Genomic DNA, 16391 nt, shown 5'->3' with positions numbered 1-16391 from the left:
TGCTTAGTAACGCCCCGACCTTACCCGCAGGCGACAGGGATGAAAAGCCTTTTTCGCGTAGATGTCATAGAAAAAGAGGATGATCACAATCAGAGGGGGTTGCCCCTGCCCGTTGACCGGCAGAGACAACCTGCTGGAGAGCGGCTTACATTACCGCGGCAAAGGCTTTCGCGACCTGCTGAACATTACGTGAGTTTAACCCCGCCACGCACATGCGTCCGCTGGCAATCAGGTAGACGCCAAACTCGTCGCGCAGGCGATCCACCTGCGCCGCACTGAAGCCGGTGTAGCTGAACATCCCGCGCTGCTTGAGCAGGTAATCCACATCGCTGCCCGGGGCAACCTGCTGCAGCGCGTCGACCAGCGCCTGACGCATAGTCAGGATATGCGCGCGCATGGCGTCCACTTCCGCCTGCCAGGTGGATTTCAGCCCGGCATCGTTCAGCACCGTCGCCACCACCTGCGCGCCAAAGCTCGGCGGGCTGGAGTAGTTGCGGCGCACGGTGGCCTTCAGTTGGCCAAGCACGCGGCCTGCGGTTTCACTGTCTTCACAGACCACCGACAGGCCGCCGACGCGCTCCCCGTACAGGGAGAAAATTTTGGAGAACGAGTTGCTGACCAGCATCGGCATCCCGGCGCTGGCGATGGCGCGAATGGCGTAGGCATCCTCTTCCAGCCCTGCGCCAAAGCCCTGGTAGGCGATGTCGAGGAACGGGATCAGCTGACGCGCTTTCAGGATCTCCACCACACGATCCCACTGTTCCGGCGTCAGGTCGGCGCCGGTCGGGTTGTGGCAGCAGGGGTGCAGCAGCACAATGTCGCGCGCCGGCAGCGTTTGCAGCGTCGCCAGCAGCGCTTCAAAGCGCACGCCGTTGGTGGCTTTATCAAACCAGGGGTAAGTACTTACTTCGAAGCCAGCCCCTTCAAATATGGCAATGTGGTTTTCCCAGGTCGGGTCGCTGACCCAGACATGAGACTCAGGAAAGTAGCGTTTGAGGAAGTCGGCCCCGACCTTCAGCGCGCCCGAACCGCCGACCGTCTGAATGGAGGCGATGCGGTTTTGCTTAAGCGCGCTATGCTCCGCGCCAAACAGCAGCGGCGCAATTGCCTGGCGGTAGCCGCTCAGCCCTTCCATCGGCAGATACAGCGAGGCGCCGTGCGGCTCGGCGTTCAGGCGCGCTTCCGCTTCCGCCACCGCCTGCAGCTGCGGGATAATGCCGTCATCGTTGTAATACAGCCCGATACTCAGGTTGACTTTGTCGCTTCGCGGGTCTTCTTTGAAGCGTTCCATCAGAGAAAGAATAGGGTCGCCGGCGTAGGCGTCAACTTTTTGAAACACGCGATGTATCTCCAGGTTTACATGGGGCAGGTTCTTACACAATAAACCGGATATGACGGCAGGTCGAGAGGATGTTGAGGGGAAAGTGACCGCGCAGCGGTATAAACCGCTTTTTTGTCCGCGGCTATACCGATAGCGTACCGGATAAGCGTCTGAGCTATCCGGTACGAACAAGGCTTAGTCGAGGTATTTCATGGCGACGCGGGAGGTCAGTCGCGTAATAAGTTCGTAAGCACTCACTTTCGTGATCTCGGCGATGCGCTCTACCGGGAGTCCCTCTCCCCACAGCACCACCGCGTCGCCGGCTTTATCCTGGGCCTGCGGGCCGAGGTCAACGCAGATCATATCCATCGCCACCCGGCCGACAATCGGCACTTCGCGGCCATTGACCAGCACCGGGGTGCCCGACGGCGCGGCGCGCGGATAACCGTCGCCATAGCCCATCGCGACCACGCCGAGACGCGTGTCGCGTTCGCTGACCCAGGTGCCGCCGTAGCCGACGGGCTCCCCTGCTTTATGCTCGCGCACGGCAATCAGGCTGGACGTCAGGGTCATCACCGGCTGACAGCCAAAATCTTTCCCGGTGGAGCGATCGTCCAGCGGCGACACGCCATACAGGATAATGCCCGGACGCACCCAGTCATAATGCGACTGCGGCCACAGCAGGATACCGCCCGAAGCGGCGATAGAGCGCAATCCCGGCTTGCCTTCGGTAAAGGTGGTGAAGATATCCAGCTGGCGTTCGGTGGCGCCGCAGGTCGGCTCATCGGCGCGGGCGAAGTGGCTCACCACGTTAACCGGCTGGCGGACGTTTTTGCACTGGCTCAGACGCTGATAAAACGCCTCGGCTTCCTCCGGGCGCACCCCTAAGCGATGCATGCCGGTATCCAGTTTCATCCACACGGTCACCGGCTCGGGGAGGTCGGCTTGCTCCAGCGCCGCCAGCTGTTCGGGGCTATGCACCGCGGTATGCAGACGCTGAGCGGCGATCACCGCCAGGTCTTCCGCCGCAAAAAAGCCTTCCAGCAGGAGGATCGGCTGCGCGATCCCCCCCGCTCGCAGGCGCAGCGCCTCTTCCAGGCGGGCGACGCCAAAAGCGTCGGCGTCGGTCAGCGTTCGCGCGGTCTCAAGAAGACCGTGTCCGTAGGCGTTCGCTTTCACCACCGCAACCAGTTTGCTGGCAGGCGCCAGTTCACGCAGACGTTGCAGGTTGTGTCGCAGAGCGCGGCGGTTGATAACTACAGTTGCCGCTTGCATTTGAATTCCTTAATAAAAGAAGGAGGAAGGGTTACTCATCATCATACTGAGGACCGGCATAATTATCGAAACGCGACCACTGACCGTTGAAGGTCAGTCGCACGGTGCCGATCGGGCCGTTACGTTGTTTACCAATGATAATTTCCGCGATGCCCTTAAGATCGCTGTTCTCGTGATAGACCTCATCACGGTAAATGAACATGATTAAGTCGGCATCCTGTTCGATAGAGCCGGACTCACGCAGGTCGGAGTTGACCGGACGTTTATCGGCACGTTGTTCCAGTGAGCGGTTCAGCTGCGACAGCGCCACCACCGGCACCTGTAGCTCTTTGGCCAGCGCCTTCAGCGAGCGGGAGATTTCGGCGATCTCCAGGGTACGGTTGTCAGAGAGCGACGGCACGCGCATCAGCTGCAGGTAGTCGATCATAATCAGCCCGATGCCGCCATGCTCGCGAGCGATACGCCGCGCGCGGGAACGCACTTCCGTCGGCGTCAGGCCGGAGGAATCATCGATATAGATGTTACGTTTTTCCAGCAGGATGCCCATGGTGCCGGAGATCCGCGCCCAGTCTTCATCGTCCAGCTGACCGGTACGAATGCGGGTCTGATCGACGCGCGACAGCGAGGCCAGAGAACGCATCATGATCTGCTCGGAGGGCATCTCGAGACTGAAGATGAGTACCGGTTTGTCCTGCAGCATCGCTGCGTTTTCCACGAGGTTCATCGCGAAGGTCGTTTTACCCATCGACGGACGGGCGGCGACGATAATCAGATCCGACGGCTGCAGGCCGGCGGTCTTTTTGTTGAGGTCGTCGTAGCCGGTGTTGACCCCGGTAACGCCGTCATGCGGCTGCTGGAACAGCTGTTCGATACGGGCGACAGTGGCGTCGAGGACATCGGCGATGTTTTTCGGCCCTTCGTCTTTATTGGCCCGGCTTTCAGCGATTTTAAAGACGCGGGACTCGGCGAGATCGAGCAGATCTTCGCTGGTTCGCCCCTGCGGGTCGAAGCCGGCCTCGGCGATCTCATTGGCCACCGAGATCATCTCGCGCACGACCGCGCGTTCGCGCACGATGTCGGCATAGGCGCTGATGTTCGCCGCGCTGGGGGTATTTTTGGACAGTTCCGCCAGATAGGCAAAGCCGCCGACGCTGTCCAGCTGTCCCTGACGCTCCAGCGACTCCGCAAGGGTGATCAGGTCAATCGGGCTGCCCGACTCCTGCAGGCGCGCCATCTCGGTAAAAATATGACGATGCGGACGGGTATAAAAGTCGTCGGCAACGACGCGTTCGGCAACGTCGTCCCAGCGCTCGTTATCCAGCATTAAACCGCCCAACACCGACTGCTCCGCTTCAATCGAGTGCGGCGGGACTTTCAGCCCGGCGAGCTGCGGATCGCGTTCGCGGGTTTCTGTCTGTGGTTTGTTGAAGGGTTTATTTCCTGCCATAGCCTAACATTTCACCGATACGGAAAAGAGCGTGACAGTATAGCGAGAAAGCCATTGCCGCTAAAGAACCCATTAAGCGTGGCTGGCCTGAGGCGGGTAAGAAAATCCGTCGCTGCCGCCGCAGGCTGTTAAGCTTACTGGATAATCTCAGAACAACACAGGAGCGAACATGGCAACACGCATCGAATTTTCAAAACACGGGGGGCCGGAGGTGCTTCAGGCGGTTGAGTTTACCCCTCGCGATCCTGCGGAGCATGAAATTCAGGTCGAAAACAAAGCTATCGGCATCAATTATATCGACACCTATGTTCGCAGCGGCCTCTATCCGCCGCCGTCGCTGCCGAGCGGTCTGGGCACCGAGGCGGCCGGCATCGTCAGTAAAGTCGGCCATGGGGTGACGCACATTAAGGCAGGCGATCGGGTGGTGTACGCCCAGTCGGCGCTCGGCGCCTACAGCACGGTGCACAATGTGCTGGCCGATAAAGCGGCGGTCTTGCCGGACGCCATCTCTTTCGAACAGGCCGCCGCGTCGTTCCTCAAAGGATTAACGGTCTGGTATCTGTTGCGTAAAACTTACGAAATTAAGCCTGATGAGATGTTCCTGTTTCATGCCGCCGCCGGCGGCGTGGGGCTGATTGCCTGTCAGTGGGCGAAAGCGCTGGGGGCGAAACTTATCGGCACCGTCGGCAGCGCGCAGAAGGCGCAGCGCGCCAAAGCGGCGGGCGCCTGGCAGGTGATTAACTATCGCGAAGAACCTATCGCGGAGCGGCTCAAAGCGCTCACCGACGGTAAGAAAGTCGCCGTAGTCTATGACTCGGTAGGGAAAGATACCTGGGAAGCCTCTCTGGACTGTCTGCAGCGCCGCGGCCTGATGGTCAGTTTTGGCAACTCCTCCGGCCCGGTGACCGGCGTTAATCTGGGGATCCTGAATCAGAAAGGTTCTCTGTACGTCACCCGCCCATCGCTGCAGGGCTATATCACCAACCGGGAAGAGCTGGCTGAAGCCTGCAGTGAGCTGTTTTCGCTGATCGCCAGTGGAGTAATCAAAGTGGACGTGCCGGAGAGTCAGACCTATCCGCTGATCGAAGCGCGACGAGCGCATGAAGTTCTGGAGAGCCGGGTGACACAGGGGTCGAGTCTGCTGCTGCCGTAAGCGGTCAAAAGGACAAAAGGACAAAAGGACAAAAGGACAAAAGGACAAAAGGACAAAAGGACAAAAGTTTAGGGCTTCCACCTGGGAAGCCCTTACTTTTTTTTAGTTCGGCTGTATGTAGGGTACAGCGCGATGAATTCGTTAACGCGCTAATAGTGACAGATTTGCGTAGCGATGCCTACGCGGTTCTGTGCAAAATTGTTCAGGTTGTGACACACCCCTCAATACCTTAGTAACGCCAACGGTTATTGTCGCGAAAAGCGTTTCCGTCCGGGGTTTTCAGCGCCCCAATAACCCACACCACCACCACCGCCAACAGCAGCCACGGCAGCAATTTGATCATTAAAGCAAACAAACCGCCGACGAACATCAGCGCCGTAGCCACCACGATGGCGGCGATAATCCCCAACAGCGATACGCCGGTGACCAGCAGCATGACAAAAAATCCGATGACAAATAACAGTTCCAGCATGGCTCTCTCCCCACAGTCATTAATATGTCGCTCTGCAGGTATTACAAAAAACATGCCAACAATAACAAACTGAATTTAAAAGAAAACGCCCCGCAATAGTGTGCGAGGCGTGGTCAATTTCACCAGGTTTTGGTGAGAAACTAACGCTTATCGGCCACCAGCTTTAGGGCCTGCTCCAGCACCGCAATGTCGGCGCCGGGTTTATGCGCATTTTCGCTCAGGTAGCGACGCCACTGGCGGGCGCCTGGGATACCCTGAAACAGTCCCAGCATATGACGGGTGATATGGCCCAGATAGGTGCCCTTGCTGAGCTCGCGCTCAATATACGGGTACATGGCCCGCACGACGGCCACCGGATCGGCATCCGCGCCGGCGACGCCGAAAATCTCCCGGTCGACCGAAGCCAGAATACCCGGATTCTGATAGGCCTCACGCCCGACCATCACCCCATCCATATGCTCAAGCTGCATTCTGGCTTCATCCAGCGATTTGATACCGCCGTTAATCGCCATCGTCAGGTGGGGGAAGTCACGCTTCAGCTGCCAGACGCGGGGGTAATCCAGCGGCGGGATCTCGCGGTTCTCTTTCGGGCTCAGACCGGAGAGCCAGGCTTTGCGGGCGTGAATAATAAACATCTCACATTCGCCCTTGCCGGAGACCGTCTCAATGAAATCACAGAGGAATTCATAGCTATCCTGGTCGTCGATGCCGATACGGGTCTTCACCGTGACCGGGATCGACACCACATCGCGCATCGCTTTGATACAGTCGGCCACCAGCGGCGCGTTACCCATCAGGCAGGCGCCAAACATCCCGTTCTGCACGCGATCGGAGGGGCAGCCGACGTTGAGATTGATCTCGTCATAGCCGCGCGCCTCGGCCAGCTTCGCGCACTGCGCCAGGGCCTGCGGGTCGCTGCCGCCGAGCTGCAGTGCGACCGGGTGCTCTTCTTCGCTATACGCCAGGTAGTCGCCTTTGCCATGAATAATCGCCCCGGTGGTCACCATTTCGGTATACAGCAGCGTATGCCGCGACAGCAGCCGCAGGAAGTAGCGGCAATGTCGGTCAGTCCAGTCGAGCATCGGCGCGATGGAGAAGCGATGAGCAGGGAAAACAGGTGACGTTGATTCAGGCATCATGGCGAATAAATAAGCATCCGGGTAAAAAGGGGCGCTACTATAGCATAAAGATAAACCACAGGCGCGTAGTGCGCCGCGCTTCGCCCCTTCCCGGTGTCGATTACTTTATCCGCGGTTTGCCGTCATGTGGGCCAAAGAACTGCGGCGGATGGTCAACCCAGCGATCCTGGCGCGTCGCGGCATAGCCAGGATTGAGCGGGTAGTAAATTCGGTTGTACTTTTTGTTGGCCTCACCCACCACCAACAGACGAACCTCCTGCTCGGTGTTATTGAGAAAAGTGTGGCAGATGCCGGTACCAGCGGGAAAACCCACGCTGTCCCCCGGCTCCAGTTTCCAGAGATAGCCGTTTATCCACACTTCCGGATAGCCCTCCAGCACATAGATGAACTCTTCCTCATCGCTCTCCGCGTGCGGGTAAGAGGTGCGCCGCCCGGGCGGCAGTCTCTCGTGGTGGATCCCCAACCGATTGAGGCGTAAACCGCGCCCCAGCGGCGCGCCAATGGAAAAACGCTCCGGGCTGTCGGGATAAGTGGCATCGTCGGGCCCTTCCAGTTCGCGCCAGTGGCGAATGCAATCAGGTCGTTTCATCGTTTTCTCCCGAAAATGAGACACTTCAGATATAGCATACCTGGGTCAGGCGTGTTGCGATTAAATCGGGCATGACGGTTTTAGCGGCCGGCTAAGGCGCAGCCTCCACGAGCGTCAGCGGCCAGCCCCCGGAACTGGCGCAGGCACCGACAATCTGAAGTATGACCCGCATCACCCGTCGGGTCTCGGCGTTTTCCGCGGAACGTGATAAAGTAACAGATTCAATTTCACGCAACCTGAGGATGCTCATGGATAAGACCCCTTCGCAAGAGATGTTAGCGCATGCTGAAAAGCTGTGTGCGCAACGCGGCGTACGCCTGACCCCACAGCGTCTGGAAGTGTTGCGCCTGATGAGCCTGCAGCAAGGGGCAATCAGCGCCTACGACCTGCTGGATCTGCTGCGCGAGAAAGAGCCGCAGGCGAAGCCGCCGACGGTCTACCGCGCGCTGGAGTTCTTACTCGAGCAGGGTTTTGTCCACAAGGTGGAATCGACCAACAGCTATGTGCTGTGTCATCTTTTTGACCAGCCGACCCACAGCTCGGCCATGTTTATCTGCGACCGCTGCGGCGTGGTGAAGGAAGAGGCGGCTGAAGGGGTGGAAGATATCATGCATACGCTGGCGGCCAGAATGGGCTTCGCCCTGCGCCACAACGTGATTGAAGCCCACGGCCTCTGCGCGAGCTGCGTGGAAGTAGAAGCCTGCAGCACGCCGGGACACTGCCACCACGATCATACTATTCAGCTCAAAAAGAAAGCCCGCTGAGCGGCAGCCGCAGCGGGAAAAAGGGTTAACGGCGCGTCCCTGCGCCATTCAGACAGGCACTAACACAAATGCTTCTTTCTTCGGATCAAGGAACGCTACCAGCGATAGTCGTTCTTATGCTCCCAGTCTGAGACTTCTTTCTCAGCCTGATCTTTCGCATAGCCGTAACGCTCCTGAATTTTGCCGACCAGCTGGTCGCGCTTCCCTTCGATTACGGTCATATCATCATCGGTAAGTTTGCCCCACTGTTCCTTGGCTTTACCTTTCAACTGTTTCCAGTTACCGCCGATTTCGTCTTTATTCATGATAACGTCCTCATCATTCGGTGGGTTTACAGCCCGTTTTGTGCCGGACATGGTATTAACTATAGATGAGAATGCTGGCGCCGATTCGTTATTCGGAATTTTTAACCACCATACCGATGGATAAGGCTGAGGAGATTTCCCCGGCTTGCGCTACGCTGAGCCGGGCTACTGAGTTGCCCCGGTAAGCGGCGCGCAACCGCGGGAATTCATGGATAGCCGTTATGAACGGCAATAACTAGCTAAACCAGGTGCCGCGTCGCCAGTGGCGGCGCCAGATCAGCGCCAGCGACAGGCCGCGCAGGGCGAGAAACACGGCCAGCGCCAGCCACAGGCCGTGATTGCCGAGCACCGGGACCGTAAGCAGCGTCACGGCGAAGCCGGCCGCGGCGACCGCCATGCTGTTCCGCATCTCCGCGCCGCGCGTCGCGCCGATAAACATGCCGTCCAGCAGATAGCACCAGACCCCGACCACCGGCAGGATCGTCTGCCAGATCAGATATCGATCGGCCAGCTGCTGCAGGGAAGGCAGCGAGGTTAACAGCGCGATGATGTGCCCCCCCGCCAGGCTGTAAACCAGGGCAAACGCCAGCGCCACCATACCGGACTGCCGGCAGGCCGCCCGCCACACCTCCAGCAGCTGGCTGCCGTCGCGCGCGCCGTAGGCCTGGCCGGAGTGGGCCTCCACGGCATAGGCAAAGCCATCCAGCGCGTAGGCGGTAAAAGTCAGCATGGTCATCAGTACGGCGTTGACCGCCACGATATCGCTGCCCAGCCGGGCGCCGAAGACGGTCAGCGCGCCAAAGCACAGCTGCAGCAGGAGGGAGCGCAGCATGATGTCGCGATTCAACGCCAGCAGACGGCGCATGTCTCCGCGCCAGGCGTTTTTCAGCATCGCCAGCGACACGCCGCGCAGCGTCAGCACCCGCTTCGCCATCATCAGGCCGATAATCAGGGTCGCGTACTCCGCGGTGACCGTGGCCAGCGCCGCCCCCTGGACGTTCATCCGCAGGCCCATCACCAGCCACAGGTCGAGCACAATATTCAACAGATTACCGACCACCAGCAAAATCACCGGCGCCCGGGCGTACTGGACCCCCAGCAGCCAGCCGAGCAGCACCAGGTTGGCCAGCGAGGCGGGCGCGCTGAGCCAGCGGATTTCGAGAAACCGTCTCGCCTGCTCGAGAACCGCCTCGCTGCCGCCGACGATATGCAGGGCGAGGTTAATCAGCGGCAGGCGAAACAGGATAATTAACACCCCGGCGCCCAGCGCCAGGACCAGCGGCTGCACCAGCGCCCGCGCCAGTCGCAGCGGATCTTTGGCCCCCCAGGCCTGAGCGGTCAGCCCGGTGGTGCTCATGCGCAGAAACAGCAGCAGCATAAACAGGAAACTGGTGGCCGTTGCTCCGACCGCGACGCCGCCGAGGTATACCGGGCTGTCAAGGTGGCCGATCACTGCGGTATCCACCAGCCCCAGCAGCGGGACGGTGATATTGGAGAAAATCATGGGGAGTGCAAGGCGCCACAGCGCTTTATCGGCAGCGTTGAGCAGCATGTTCGGAGACCTGATAGAGGACAAACGTCGCAGCGTCATGCATCAGATGACGCTGCGCAGGGGCAGGCGTTACAGCCATTCTCCATTACGGATCACGCCAACGGCCAGACCCTCAATGGTAAAACTCTGCTGACGCAGATCGACAACGATAGGGGTAAACTCGCTGTTTTCCGGCAGCAGTTCGACGACGTTGCCCTGCTTTTTCAGGCGCTTGACCGTCACTTCATCGTCAATGCGCGCTACCACCACCTGGCCATTGCGCACATCCTGGGTTTTGTGGACCGCCAGCAGATCGCCATCCAGAATACCGATGTCTTTCATCGACATCCCGCTGACGCGCAGCAGAAAATCGGCGTTGGGCTTGAACATCGACGGGTCGACCTGATAGTGGCCTTCAATATGCTGCTGCGCCAGCAGCGGCTCACCGGCGGCGACGCGGCCGATCAGCGGCAGGCCGTGCTCTTCTTCCGTCAGCAGGCGGATACCGCGCGAGGCGCCGGAGACGATCTCGATCGCGCCTTTACGCGCCAGCGCTTTCAGGTGTTCTTCCGCCGCGTTTGGGGAACGGAACCCCAAGCGCTGAGCAATCTCCGCACGCGTCGGCGGCATGCCCGTCTGGCTGATATGATCCCGAATGAGATCAAACACCTCTTGCTGCCTGGTCGTTAACGCTTTCATTCCGCCCCCTGGGTGTATATACAGTTATGCTGTGAGTATATACAGCTAACGGTGATTTTGGAACCACATGGCACACAAAAATCGGCAGATTGTTTATATTTTGCGAGGGTTAGCGAAGAACGTTAGTGATAATGGCTCCACAGCAGCGTTCCCCAGGTGATCAGCGCGATGATAATCGCCAGCAGGACCGCCGCCGACCCCATGTCTTTGGCGCGCCCTGAAAGCTCATGATAATCCGAGCCAATACGGTCCACGACCGCCTCAATCGCGCTGTTGAGAATTTCGACTATCATCACTAGCAGGACCGAGCCAATCAGCAATACGCGGGTGATGGCGTCGACGTCCAGCCAGCAGGCTATCGCGACGGCCACAATGGCGGCGACGCCTTCCTGACGAAACGCGGCCTCGTTGATCCACGCCGCGCGAAATCCTTTCCAGGAGTAACCTGCCGCCTTAATGATTCGGGTTAACCCGGTGGTATTATTGGCCATCACAAAACCTTTTTTATGTAAATGACGTCGATGAGTGTACGCGTTTGCCGCGCGGTAACGGAAATTTTGCCCGCTTTCTGTTATTCTTGCCGCGCATTTGCATGATTAACCAGAGGCTTCACATCGTTTATGTCCGGCTGGCAACGAATTTACTATAAATTACTGAATTTACCATTACGGGTGCTGGTAAAAAGCAAGTCTATTCCGGCAGAGCCTGCTCAGGAATTAGGACTCGATACCTCGCGTCCGGTCATGTACGTCCTGCCCTATAACTCCAAGGCGGACCTGCTGACGCTGCGCGCCCAATGCCTGGCGCATGATTTACCTGACCCGCTAGAACCGCTGGAAATCGACGGCGCCCTGCTGCCGCGCTACGTATTCATCCACGGCGGGCCGCGCGTATTCACCTATTACACGCCAAAAGAAGAGTCCATCAAGCTGTTCCACGACTACCTCGATCTGCACCGCAACCATCCGGATCTCGATGTGCAAATGGTGCCGGTGTCGGTGATGTTCGGCCGCTCGCCGGGTCGTGAGAAAGGGGAAGTCAATCCGCCGCTGCGGATGCTTAACGGCATTCAGAAATTTTTCGCCGTCTCCTGGCTCGGCCGCGACAGCTTCGTGCGCTTCTCGCCTTCCGTATCGCTGCGTCGCATGGCCGATGAGCACGGTACTGATAAGATCATCGCCCAGAAACTGGCTCGCGTCGCGCGGATGCATTTTGCCCGCCAGCGCCTGGCCGCCGTCGGCCCGCGTCTGCCGGCCCGCCAGGATCTGTTTAACAAGCTGCTGGCGTCGAAGGCCATTGCCCGTGCGGTGGAAGACGAAGCACGCAGCAAGAAAATTTCCCACGAGAAGGCCCAGCAGAACGCGATTGCACTGATGGAAGAGATTGCCGCGAACTTCTCTTACGAGATGATCCGCCTGACCGACCGCATTCTCGGCTTCACCTGGAACCGCCTGTATCAGGGCATCAACGTGCATAACGCCGAGCGCGTACGCCAGCTGGCGCACGACGGCCATGAGATTGTCTATGTCCCCTGCCACCGCAGCCACATGGACTATCTGCTGCTCTCTTACGTCCTGTATCACCAGGGGCTGGTGCCACCGCACATCGCGGCGGGTATCAACCTTAACTTCTGGCCGGCCGGGCCAATCTTCCGCCGCCTCGGCGCGTTCTTTATTCGCCGCACCTTTAAGGGCAACAAGCTCTACTCCACGGTGTTCCGCGAGTACCTTGGTGAACTGTTCAGCCGCGGCTATTCCGTGGAGTATTTCGTCGAAGGCGGCCGCTCCCGTACCGGCCGTCTGCTCGATCCGAAGACCGGTACGCTGTCGATGACCATCCAGGCGATGCTGCGCGGCGGCACCCGGCCGATCACTCTGGTGCCGATCTATATCGGCTACGAGCACGTGATGGAGGTGGGGACCTATGCCAAAGAGCTGCGCGGCGCCACCAAAGAGAAAGAGAGTCTGCCGCAGATGCTGCGCGGCTTAAGCAAGCTGCGCAACCTTGGCCAGGGCTACGTTAACTTCGGCGAACCGCTGCCGCTGATGACCTACCTGAACCACCATGTGCCAGAGTGGCGGGAAGCAATTGACCCAATCGAAGCGGTCCGCCCCTCCTGGCTGACGCCGACGGTGAATAACATCGCCGCTGACCTGATGGTACGCATCAACAACGCCGGCGCGGCCAACGCCATGAACCTGTGCTGTACGGCGCTGCTGGCCTCCCGCCAGCGTTCGCTGACCCGTGAGCAGCTCACCCAGCAGCTGGAGTGTTACCTCGCGCTGCTGCGCAATGTGCCCTATTCGCCGGATGCCACCGCGCCGTCCGCTTCGGCCAGCGAGCTCATCGATCATGCACTGCAGATGAATAAGTTCGAAGTTGAAAAGGACACCATTGGCGACATCATCATTCTGCCGCGCGAGCAGGCGGTGCTGATGACCTACTATCGCAACAACATCGCCCATATGCTGGTGATGCCGTCGCTGTTAGCCGCCCTGGTGACTCAGCATCGTCATCTCAGCCGCGCCGAAGTGCTGCGCCATGTGGAAACGCTCTACCCGTTCCTCAAAGCCGAGCTGTTCCTGCGCTGGGAGAAAGCGGAGCTGGCCGGAGTAATGGATGCGCTGATTGCCGAGATGCTGCGTCAGGAGCTGATCGTCATCGATGGCGATGTGATGAGCCTTAACCCGTCGCACTCTCGCTCCCTGCAGCTGTTGGCCGCAGGCGCCCGCGAGACGCTGCAGCGCTACGCCATCACCTTCTGGCTGCTGAGCGCTAACCCGTCGATCAACCGTAGCTCGCTGGAGAAAGAGAGCCGTACCGTGGCGCAGCGCCTGTCGGTGCTGCATGGCATCAACGCGCCGGAGTTCTTCGACAAAGCAGTGTTCAGTACCCTGGTGTTGACCCTGCGCGATGAAGGCTATATCAGCGATACGGGCGATGCCGAGCCGGAAGAGACCCTGAAGGTCTACCGGATGCTGGCGGATTTGATTACGTCGGATGTACGTCTGACGATCGAAAGCGTCACGCAGGACGACGCGTAACGCGGCGTTTGCCGTCCTCACCGCCCCCCGGTAAACCGGGGGGATGGGGACAGGGGTTTTACAGGTAGCTCATCGCCAGGCCGAGGAACAGCACCAGCCCGACGTAGTTGTTGTTCATAAACGCTTTAAAGCAGTTATCGCGGTCGCGATTGAAGATAAGCTTCTGCTGCCAGCCAAACAGACCCGCCGCCACGAACAGCGACCAGTAGTATTCCCAGCCCAGCCCATTCAGCCAGCCCACCGCGCCCATCAGCGCCAGCACGGCCACCTGCAGGATACCGATAATCAGACGATCGTTTTCGCCGAACAGGATCGCCGTCGATTTAATGCCGATCTTGACGTCGTCATCGCGATCCACCATCGCATACTGGGTATCGTAGGCCACCGCCCACAGAATGTTGGCGAGGAACATCAGCCAGCAGCTCAGCGGCAGCGATTCACTGACGGCCGAGAAGGCCATCGGGATCGACCAGCCAAAGGCCGCCCCCAGCACCACCTGCGGCAGATGGGTGTAGCGCTTCATAAACGGATAGACCCACGCCAGCGCCAGCGCCGCCACCGACAGCAAAATCGTCATGGTGTTGAGGGTAAGCACCAGCAGGAAGGAGAGCAGCACCAGAACGATAAACAGCGTTCGCGCCTCTTTCTCGGTGACGTCGCCGCTCGGCAGCGGACGGCGGGCGGTACGCTTTACGTGACCATCAAATTTTCGATCGGCATAGTCATTCACCACGCAGCCGGCGGCGCGCATCAGCCAGACGCCGGCGACAAACACCGCCAGGATCCACAGCGGCGGGACGCCCGGCGAGGCCACCCATAGCGCCCACAGCGTCGGCCACAGCAGCAGCAAGGCGCCGATCGGTTTGTCAGTGCGCATCAGGCGATGAAACGCCAACAGCTTATTCTGCGACAGACTCCACTCCATTTTTTCTTCCTCTTAGTACAACGGCGACGCAGGCAAAAACAGCTCGGTCAGCAGCAGGGGTTTGCCGCTCAGCCGCAGGCGGGAACGACGTCCCCACAGCGCTGCATCGCGACCAATTTCAATAAAATCGCGGGTTAACGTCGACGACGTGAACAGGTATCGCCCCAGCGGGGTCTGCCCGAGCTGCTGTAGCGCCAGCTCCGGCCCACACAACGTCGACTCCGGCACCACCGTGCGCCCGGCCAGCCAGGGCTCACCGTCGGCATTGAGTATAATCTCCCGCAGCCAATAACGCGGCTCGTCGGGCAACAGCGCCGCTTCGTCAGCCAGCGCCTCACGCCCGATATACCCTTCGTTAACCAGGGTGACGGTGACCTGCTTTCCTTGTTGCTCAAAACGCTGGGTCATTGAGTCCTCCAGCAGCAGCCAGTCACTCAGAGGCGGCGCCAGGGGCGGCATAACGGCAAAATAGCGCAGCGCACGCAGTCGCGTAAGCGCAGGATGGGACATGCCTGATTCTCCGGTACATAACGTGCAAGCATTGTATCGCAGAATAGGCGGTTGGTGGCGGGCAAACGTCAATATACGATCATTCACGCAACAGCCATGCAACAGACCGCCGCGCGTGCAAAAAAAGGTGCATCCCAGAGGATGCACCTAAAGGCTGTGCCTAAACATCAGCATTGTGGGGAGACGATTACCCCTTGCCTTTTACACTGCTGATAAAGGTGGAACGAGCGGATTTCGAGCCGAGGCGCTCAGCTTCGTTCATCAATTTCAGGGCTTTATCGATGTCACCTTGTTTCACCGCCTGCTTAATACCGTTGTTGAAGTAGGTTTCGGTATCGCTGAGCATCGGTTCGCTTTTAGCGGCCGGCGCAGCAGCAGCAGCTGCGGCGGCTGGCGCGGCTACCGGCGCCGCGGTGTTACCGACGGTGACCGGGCCCGGGCCGGAGGAGCCGAACAGCGGCCCCACCAGCACGCTGGAGGTGCTGTTGGTTTTCACTTTCAGCTTCAGCACGCCATCGGTGGTATGTTTGGCGATCGGATCCGGAATGTCCGGCGCCGCATTGCCTGCGCCTTTGGCATAGGCTTTCGCCGGATCCAGCAGGGTGGTGGTCTGCTGGAGATCTTTCTCAGTGGTAAACACCAGTACATAGAGCTTCTGCTGGCCCAGCGCCGGAGTCAGGCGCATCACGCCGCCCAGGCGATCGGCAGTCATCACGCCCGGCTGCTGATAGGTGAAGTAGTTGCTGGGGAAGAACGCCGCTGGCGTCATGTTCTGGTCGAGAATCAGCACGTTCGGCGCAAAAATCTGCTTATGTTTGTTCAGCTCGCTGTCGAGGGTCAGGGTCAGCTCACCGATATTGGCCGGCACGCTCCAGGCGGCGACCGGTCCGACGATCCCCGGTACATCCAGGCGTTGACCGCCGGTGGTTAAATCTACGCTCTGCGTCTTCGATTGATCGGCAGGCGTCCAGATCAGCTGCTGCAGCGCACTGGCTGGAATAGACGGCGCGGCGCTGGTGTTCTGCGGTACAAAGTTAACATCGGCAAGGCTCATCCCCGGCACGCATGCCAACATCCCTGCGGATAAACACAGAGCGACGAGAGTTTTCTTCATTTTCATTCTTCTCACCTTGGATAGCATCGGTTTAGCGGTAGCCAGGCAATAGCGCGCTAACCCTGAATAGTCAGGAGGGGCCGATGCCCCTCCCAGGTTACAC

At 59.3% G+C, this 16391-nt stretch carries 16 protein-coding genes; 3 read left to right on the top strand and 13 right to left on the bottom strand.

The genetic code is table 11. The features are described from left to right. Positions 1–145: 145 nt before the first annotated feature. From tyrB to dnaB, 3 genes are all read right to left on the bottom strand, one after another. Positions 146–1339, bottom strand: a complete 1194-nt coding sequence (gene tyrB / locus ABLU73_RS14790) for an aromatic amino acid transaminase (RefSeq protein WP_043519217.1) — start codon at positions 1337–1339, stop codon at positions 146–148. 177 nt (positions 1340–1516) lie between these two features. After that, positions 1517–2596, bottom strand: a complete 1080-nt coding sequence (alr, locus tag ABLU73_RS14785) for an alanine racemase (protein ID WP_048294005.1) — start codon at positions 2594–2596, stop codon at positions 1517–1519. A gap of 31 nt (positions 2597–2627) precedes the next feature. Beyond that, positions 2628–4043: a replicative DNA helicase gene (dnaB, locus tag ABLU73_RS14780; RefSeq protein WP_002884942.1), complete on the bottom strand. Its 1416-nt coding sequence runs from the start codon at positions 4041–4043 to the stop codon at positions 2628–2630. Positions 4044–4212: 169 nt separating this feature from the next. Here dnaB and ABLU73_RS14775 point away from each other — a divergent pair, with 169 nt between their 5' ends. Beyond that, the gene (locus tag ABLU73_RS14775) at positions 4213–5196 is read left to right on the top strand and encodes a quinone oxidoreductase (protein ID WP_004206298.1); all 984 of its coding nucleotides are present in this window, start codon (positions 4213–4215) and stop codon (positions 5194–5196) included. 229 nt (positions 5197–5425) lie between these two features. Here ABLU73_RS14775 and pspG read toward each other — a convergent pair whose 3' ends face one another. The 3 genes from pspG to ABLU73_RS14760 form a co-directional block, all read right to left on the bottom strand. Further along, on the bottom strand, positions 5426–5668 hold the full coding sequence (gene pspG, locus ABLU73_RS14770; RefSeq protein ID WP_087771149.1) for an envelope stress response protein PspG: 243 nt from the start codon (positions 5666–5668) through the stop codon (positions 5426–5428). A 140-nt stretch (positions 5669–5808) separates the two neighbouring features. Continuing rightward, positions 5809–6807 carry a tRNA dihydrouridine(20/20a) synthase DusA gene (dusA, locus tag ABLU73_RS14765; RefSeq protein WP_017900120.1) on the bottom strand — a complete coding sequence of 333 codons (999 nt, stop codon included), beginning with the start codon at positions 6805–6807 and terminating at the stop codon, positions 5809–5811. A gap of 100 nt (positions 6808–6907) precedes the next feature. Next, the gene (locus ABLU73_RS14760; RefSeq protein ID WP_004206295.1) at positions 6908–7396 is read right to left on the bottom strand and encodes a cupin domain-containing protein; all 489 of its coding nucleotides are present in this window, start codon (positions 7394–7396) and stop codon (positions 6908–6910) included. Positions 7397–7644: 248 nt separating this feature from the next. Here ABLU73_RS14760 and zur point away from each other — a divergent pair, with 248 nt between their 5' ends. After that, complete coding sequence (gene zur / locus ABLU73_RS14755; protein ID WP_004206294.1) at positions 7645–8160, top strand: zinc uptake transcriptional repressor Zur; 516 nt, start codon at positions 7645–7647, stop codon at positions 8158–8160. A gap of 95 nt (positions 8161–8255) precedes the next feature. Here zur and ABLU73_RS14750 read toward each other — a convergent pair whose 3' ends face one another. The 4 genes from ABLU73_RS14750 to ABLU73_RS14735 form a co-directional block, all read right to left on the bottom strand. Next, positions 8256–8465, bottom strand: coding sequence for a CsbD family protein (locus ABLU73_RS14750; protein WP_004206293.1), 210 nt, complete (start codon positions 8463–8465; stop codon positions 8256–8258). A gap of 235 nt (positions 8466–8700) precedes the next feature. Further along, entirely contained in the window at positions 8701–10017 is a 1317-nt protein-coding gene (gene dinF, locus ABLU73_RS14745; RefSeq protein WP_043519212.1) for an MATE family efflux transporter DinF, read from the bottom strand. Between the two features lie 69 nt (positions 10018–10086). Then, positions 10087–10695: a transcriptional repressor LexA gene (lexA, locus tag ABLU73_RS14740; protein ID WP_004206291.1), complete on the bottom strand. Its 609-nt coding sequence runs from the start codon at positions 10693–10695 to the stop codon at positions 10087–10089. A 122-nt stretch (positions 10696–10817) separates the two neighbouring features. After that, positions 10818–11186 (bottom strand): diacylglycerol kinase, encoded by a 369-nt coding sequence (locus ABLU73_RS14735; protein WP_004206290.1) that lies wholly within the window; start codon positions 11184–11186, stop codon positions 10818–10820. Positions 11187–11315: 129 nt separating this feature from the next. On the opposite strand from ABLU73_RS14735, the gene plsB reads away from it, so the two are divergent. Then, a complete protein-coding gene (plsB, locus tag ABLU73_RS14730) occupies positions 11316–13739 on the top strand; it encodes a glycerol-3-phosphate 1-O-acyltransferase PlsB (protein ID WP_004206289.1) in 2424 nt (807 codons plus the stop codon). 58 nt (positions 13740–13797) lie between these two features. On the opposite strand, the gene ubiA is transcribed toward plsB, so the two are convergent. From ubiA to malM, 3 genes are all read right to left on the bottom strand, one after another. After that, positions 13798–14664, bottom strand: coding sequence for a 4-hydroxybenzoate octaprenyltransferase (ubiA, locus tag ABLU73_RS14725; protein WP_002884808.1), 867 nt, complete (start codon positions 14662–14664; stop codon positions 13798–13800). 12 nt (positions 14665–14676) lie between these two features. Then, positions 14677–15174, bottom strand: coding sequence for a chorismate lyase (gene ubiC, locus ABLU73_RS14720; RefSeq protein WP_017900123.1), 498 nt, complete (start codon positions 15172–15174; stop codon positions 14677–14679). Between the two features lie 187 nt (positions 15175–15361). After that, entirely contained in the window at positions 15362–16294 is a 933-nt protein-coding gene (gene malM, locus ABLU73_RS14715; protein ID WP_012543193.1) for a maltose operon protein MalM, read from the bottom strand. Positions 16295–16391 lie beyond the last annotated feature (97 nt).

The sequence above is a fragment of the Klebsiella sp. GG_Kp175 genome (assembly GCF_040062325.1).
Lineage (GTDB): Bacteria > Pseudomonadota > Gammaproteobacteria > Enterobacterales > Enterobacteriaceae > Klebsiella > Klebsiella quasipneumoniae.
This window is presented reverse-complemented; position numbering and strand designations above follow the sequence as displayed.

Excerpts from the sequence above, each read along its gene's own strand:
- alr (WP_048294005.1), bottom strand. The coding sequence starts at position 2,596 with ATGCAAGCGGCAACTGTAGTTATCAACCGCCGCGCTCTGCGACACAAC.
- dnaB (WP_002884942.1), bottom strand. The coding sequence starts at position 4,043 with ATGGCAGGAAATAAACCCTTCAACAAACCACAGACAGAAACCCGCGAA.
- ABLU73_RS14775 (WP_004206298.1), top strand. The coding sequence starts at position 4,213 with ATGGCAACACGCATCGAATTTTCAAAACACGGGGGGCCGGAGGTGCTT.
- pspG (WP_087771149.1), bottom strand. The coding sequence starts at position 5,668 with ATGCTGGAACTGTTATTTGTCATCGGATTTTTTGTCATGCTGCTGGTC.
- dusA (WP_017900120.1), bottom strand. The coding sequence starts at position 6,807 with ATGATGCCTGAATCAACGTCACCTGTTTTCCCTGCTCATCGCTTCTCC.
- ABLU73_RS14760 (WP_004206295.1), bottom strand. The coding sequence starts at position 7,396 with ATGAAACGACCTGATTGCATTCGCCACTGGCGCGAACTGGAAGGGCCC.
- zur (WP_004206294.1), top strand. The coding sequence starts at position 7,645 with ATGGATAAGACCCCTTCGCAAGAGATGTTAGCGCATGCTGAAAAGCTG.
- ABLU73_RS14750 (WP_004206293.1), bottom strand. The coding sequence starts at position 8,465 with ATGAATAAAGACGAAATCGGCGGTAACTGGAAACAGTTGAAAGGTAAA.
- dinF (WP_043519212.1), bottom strand. The coding sequence starts at position 10,017 with ATGCTGCTCAACGCTGCCGATAAAGCGCTGTGGCGCCTTGCACTCCCC.
- lexA (WP_004206291.1), bottom strand. The coding sequence starts at position 10,695 with ATGAAAGCGTTAACGACCAGGCAGCAAGAGGTGTTTGATCTCATTCGG.
- ABLU73_RS14735 (WP_004206290.1), bottom strand. The coding sequence starts at position 11,186 with ATGGCCAATAATACCACCGGGTTAACCCGAATCATTAAGGCGGCAGGT.
- plsB (WP_004206289.1), top strand. The coding sequence starts at position 11,316 with ATGTCCGGCTGGCAACGAATTTACTATAAATTACTGAATTTACCATTA.
- ubiA (WP_002884808.1), bottom strand. The coding sequence starts at position 14,664 with ATGGAGTGGAGTCTGTCGCAGAATAAGCTGTTGGCGTTTCATCGCCTG.
- ubiC (WP_017900123.1), bottom strand. The coding sequence starts at position 15,174 with ATGTCCCATCCTGCGCTTACGCGACTGCGTGCGCTGCGCTATTTTGCC.
- malM (WP_012543193.1), bottom strand. The coding sequence starts at position 16,294 with ATGAAAATGAAGAAAACTCTCGTCGCTCTGTGTTTATCCGCAGGGATG.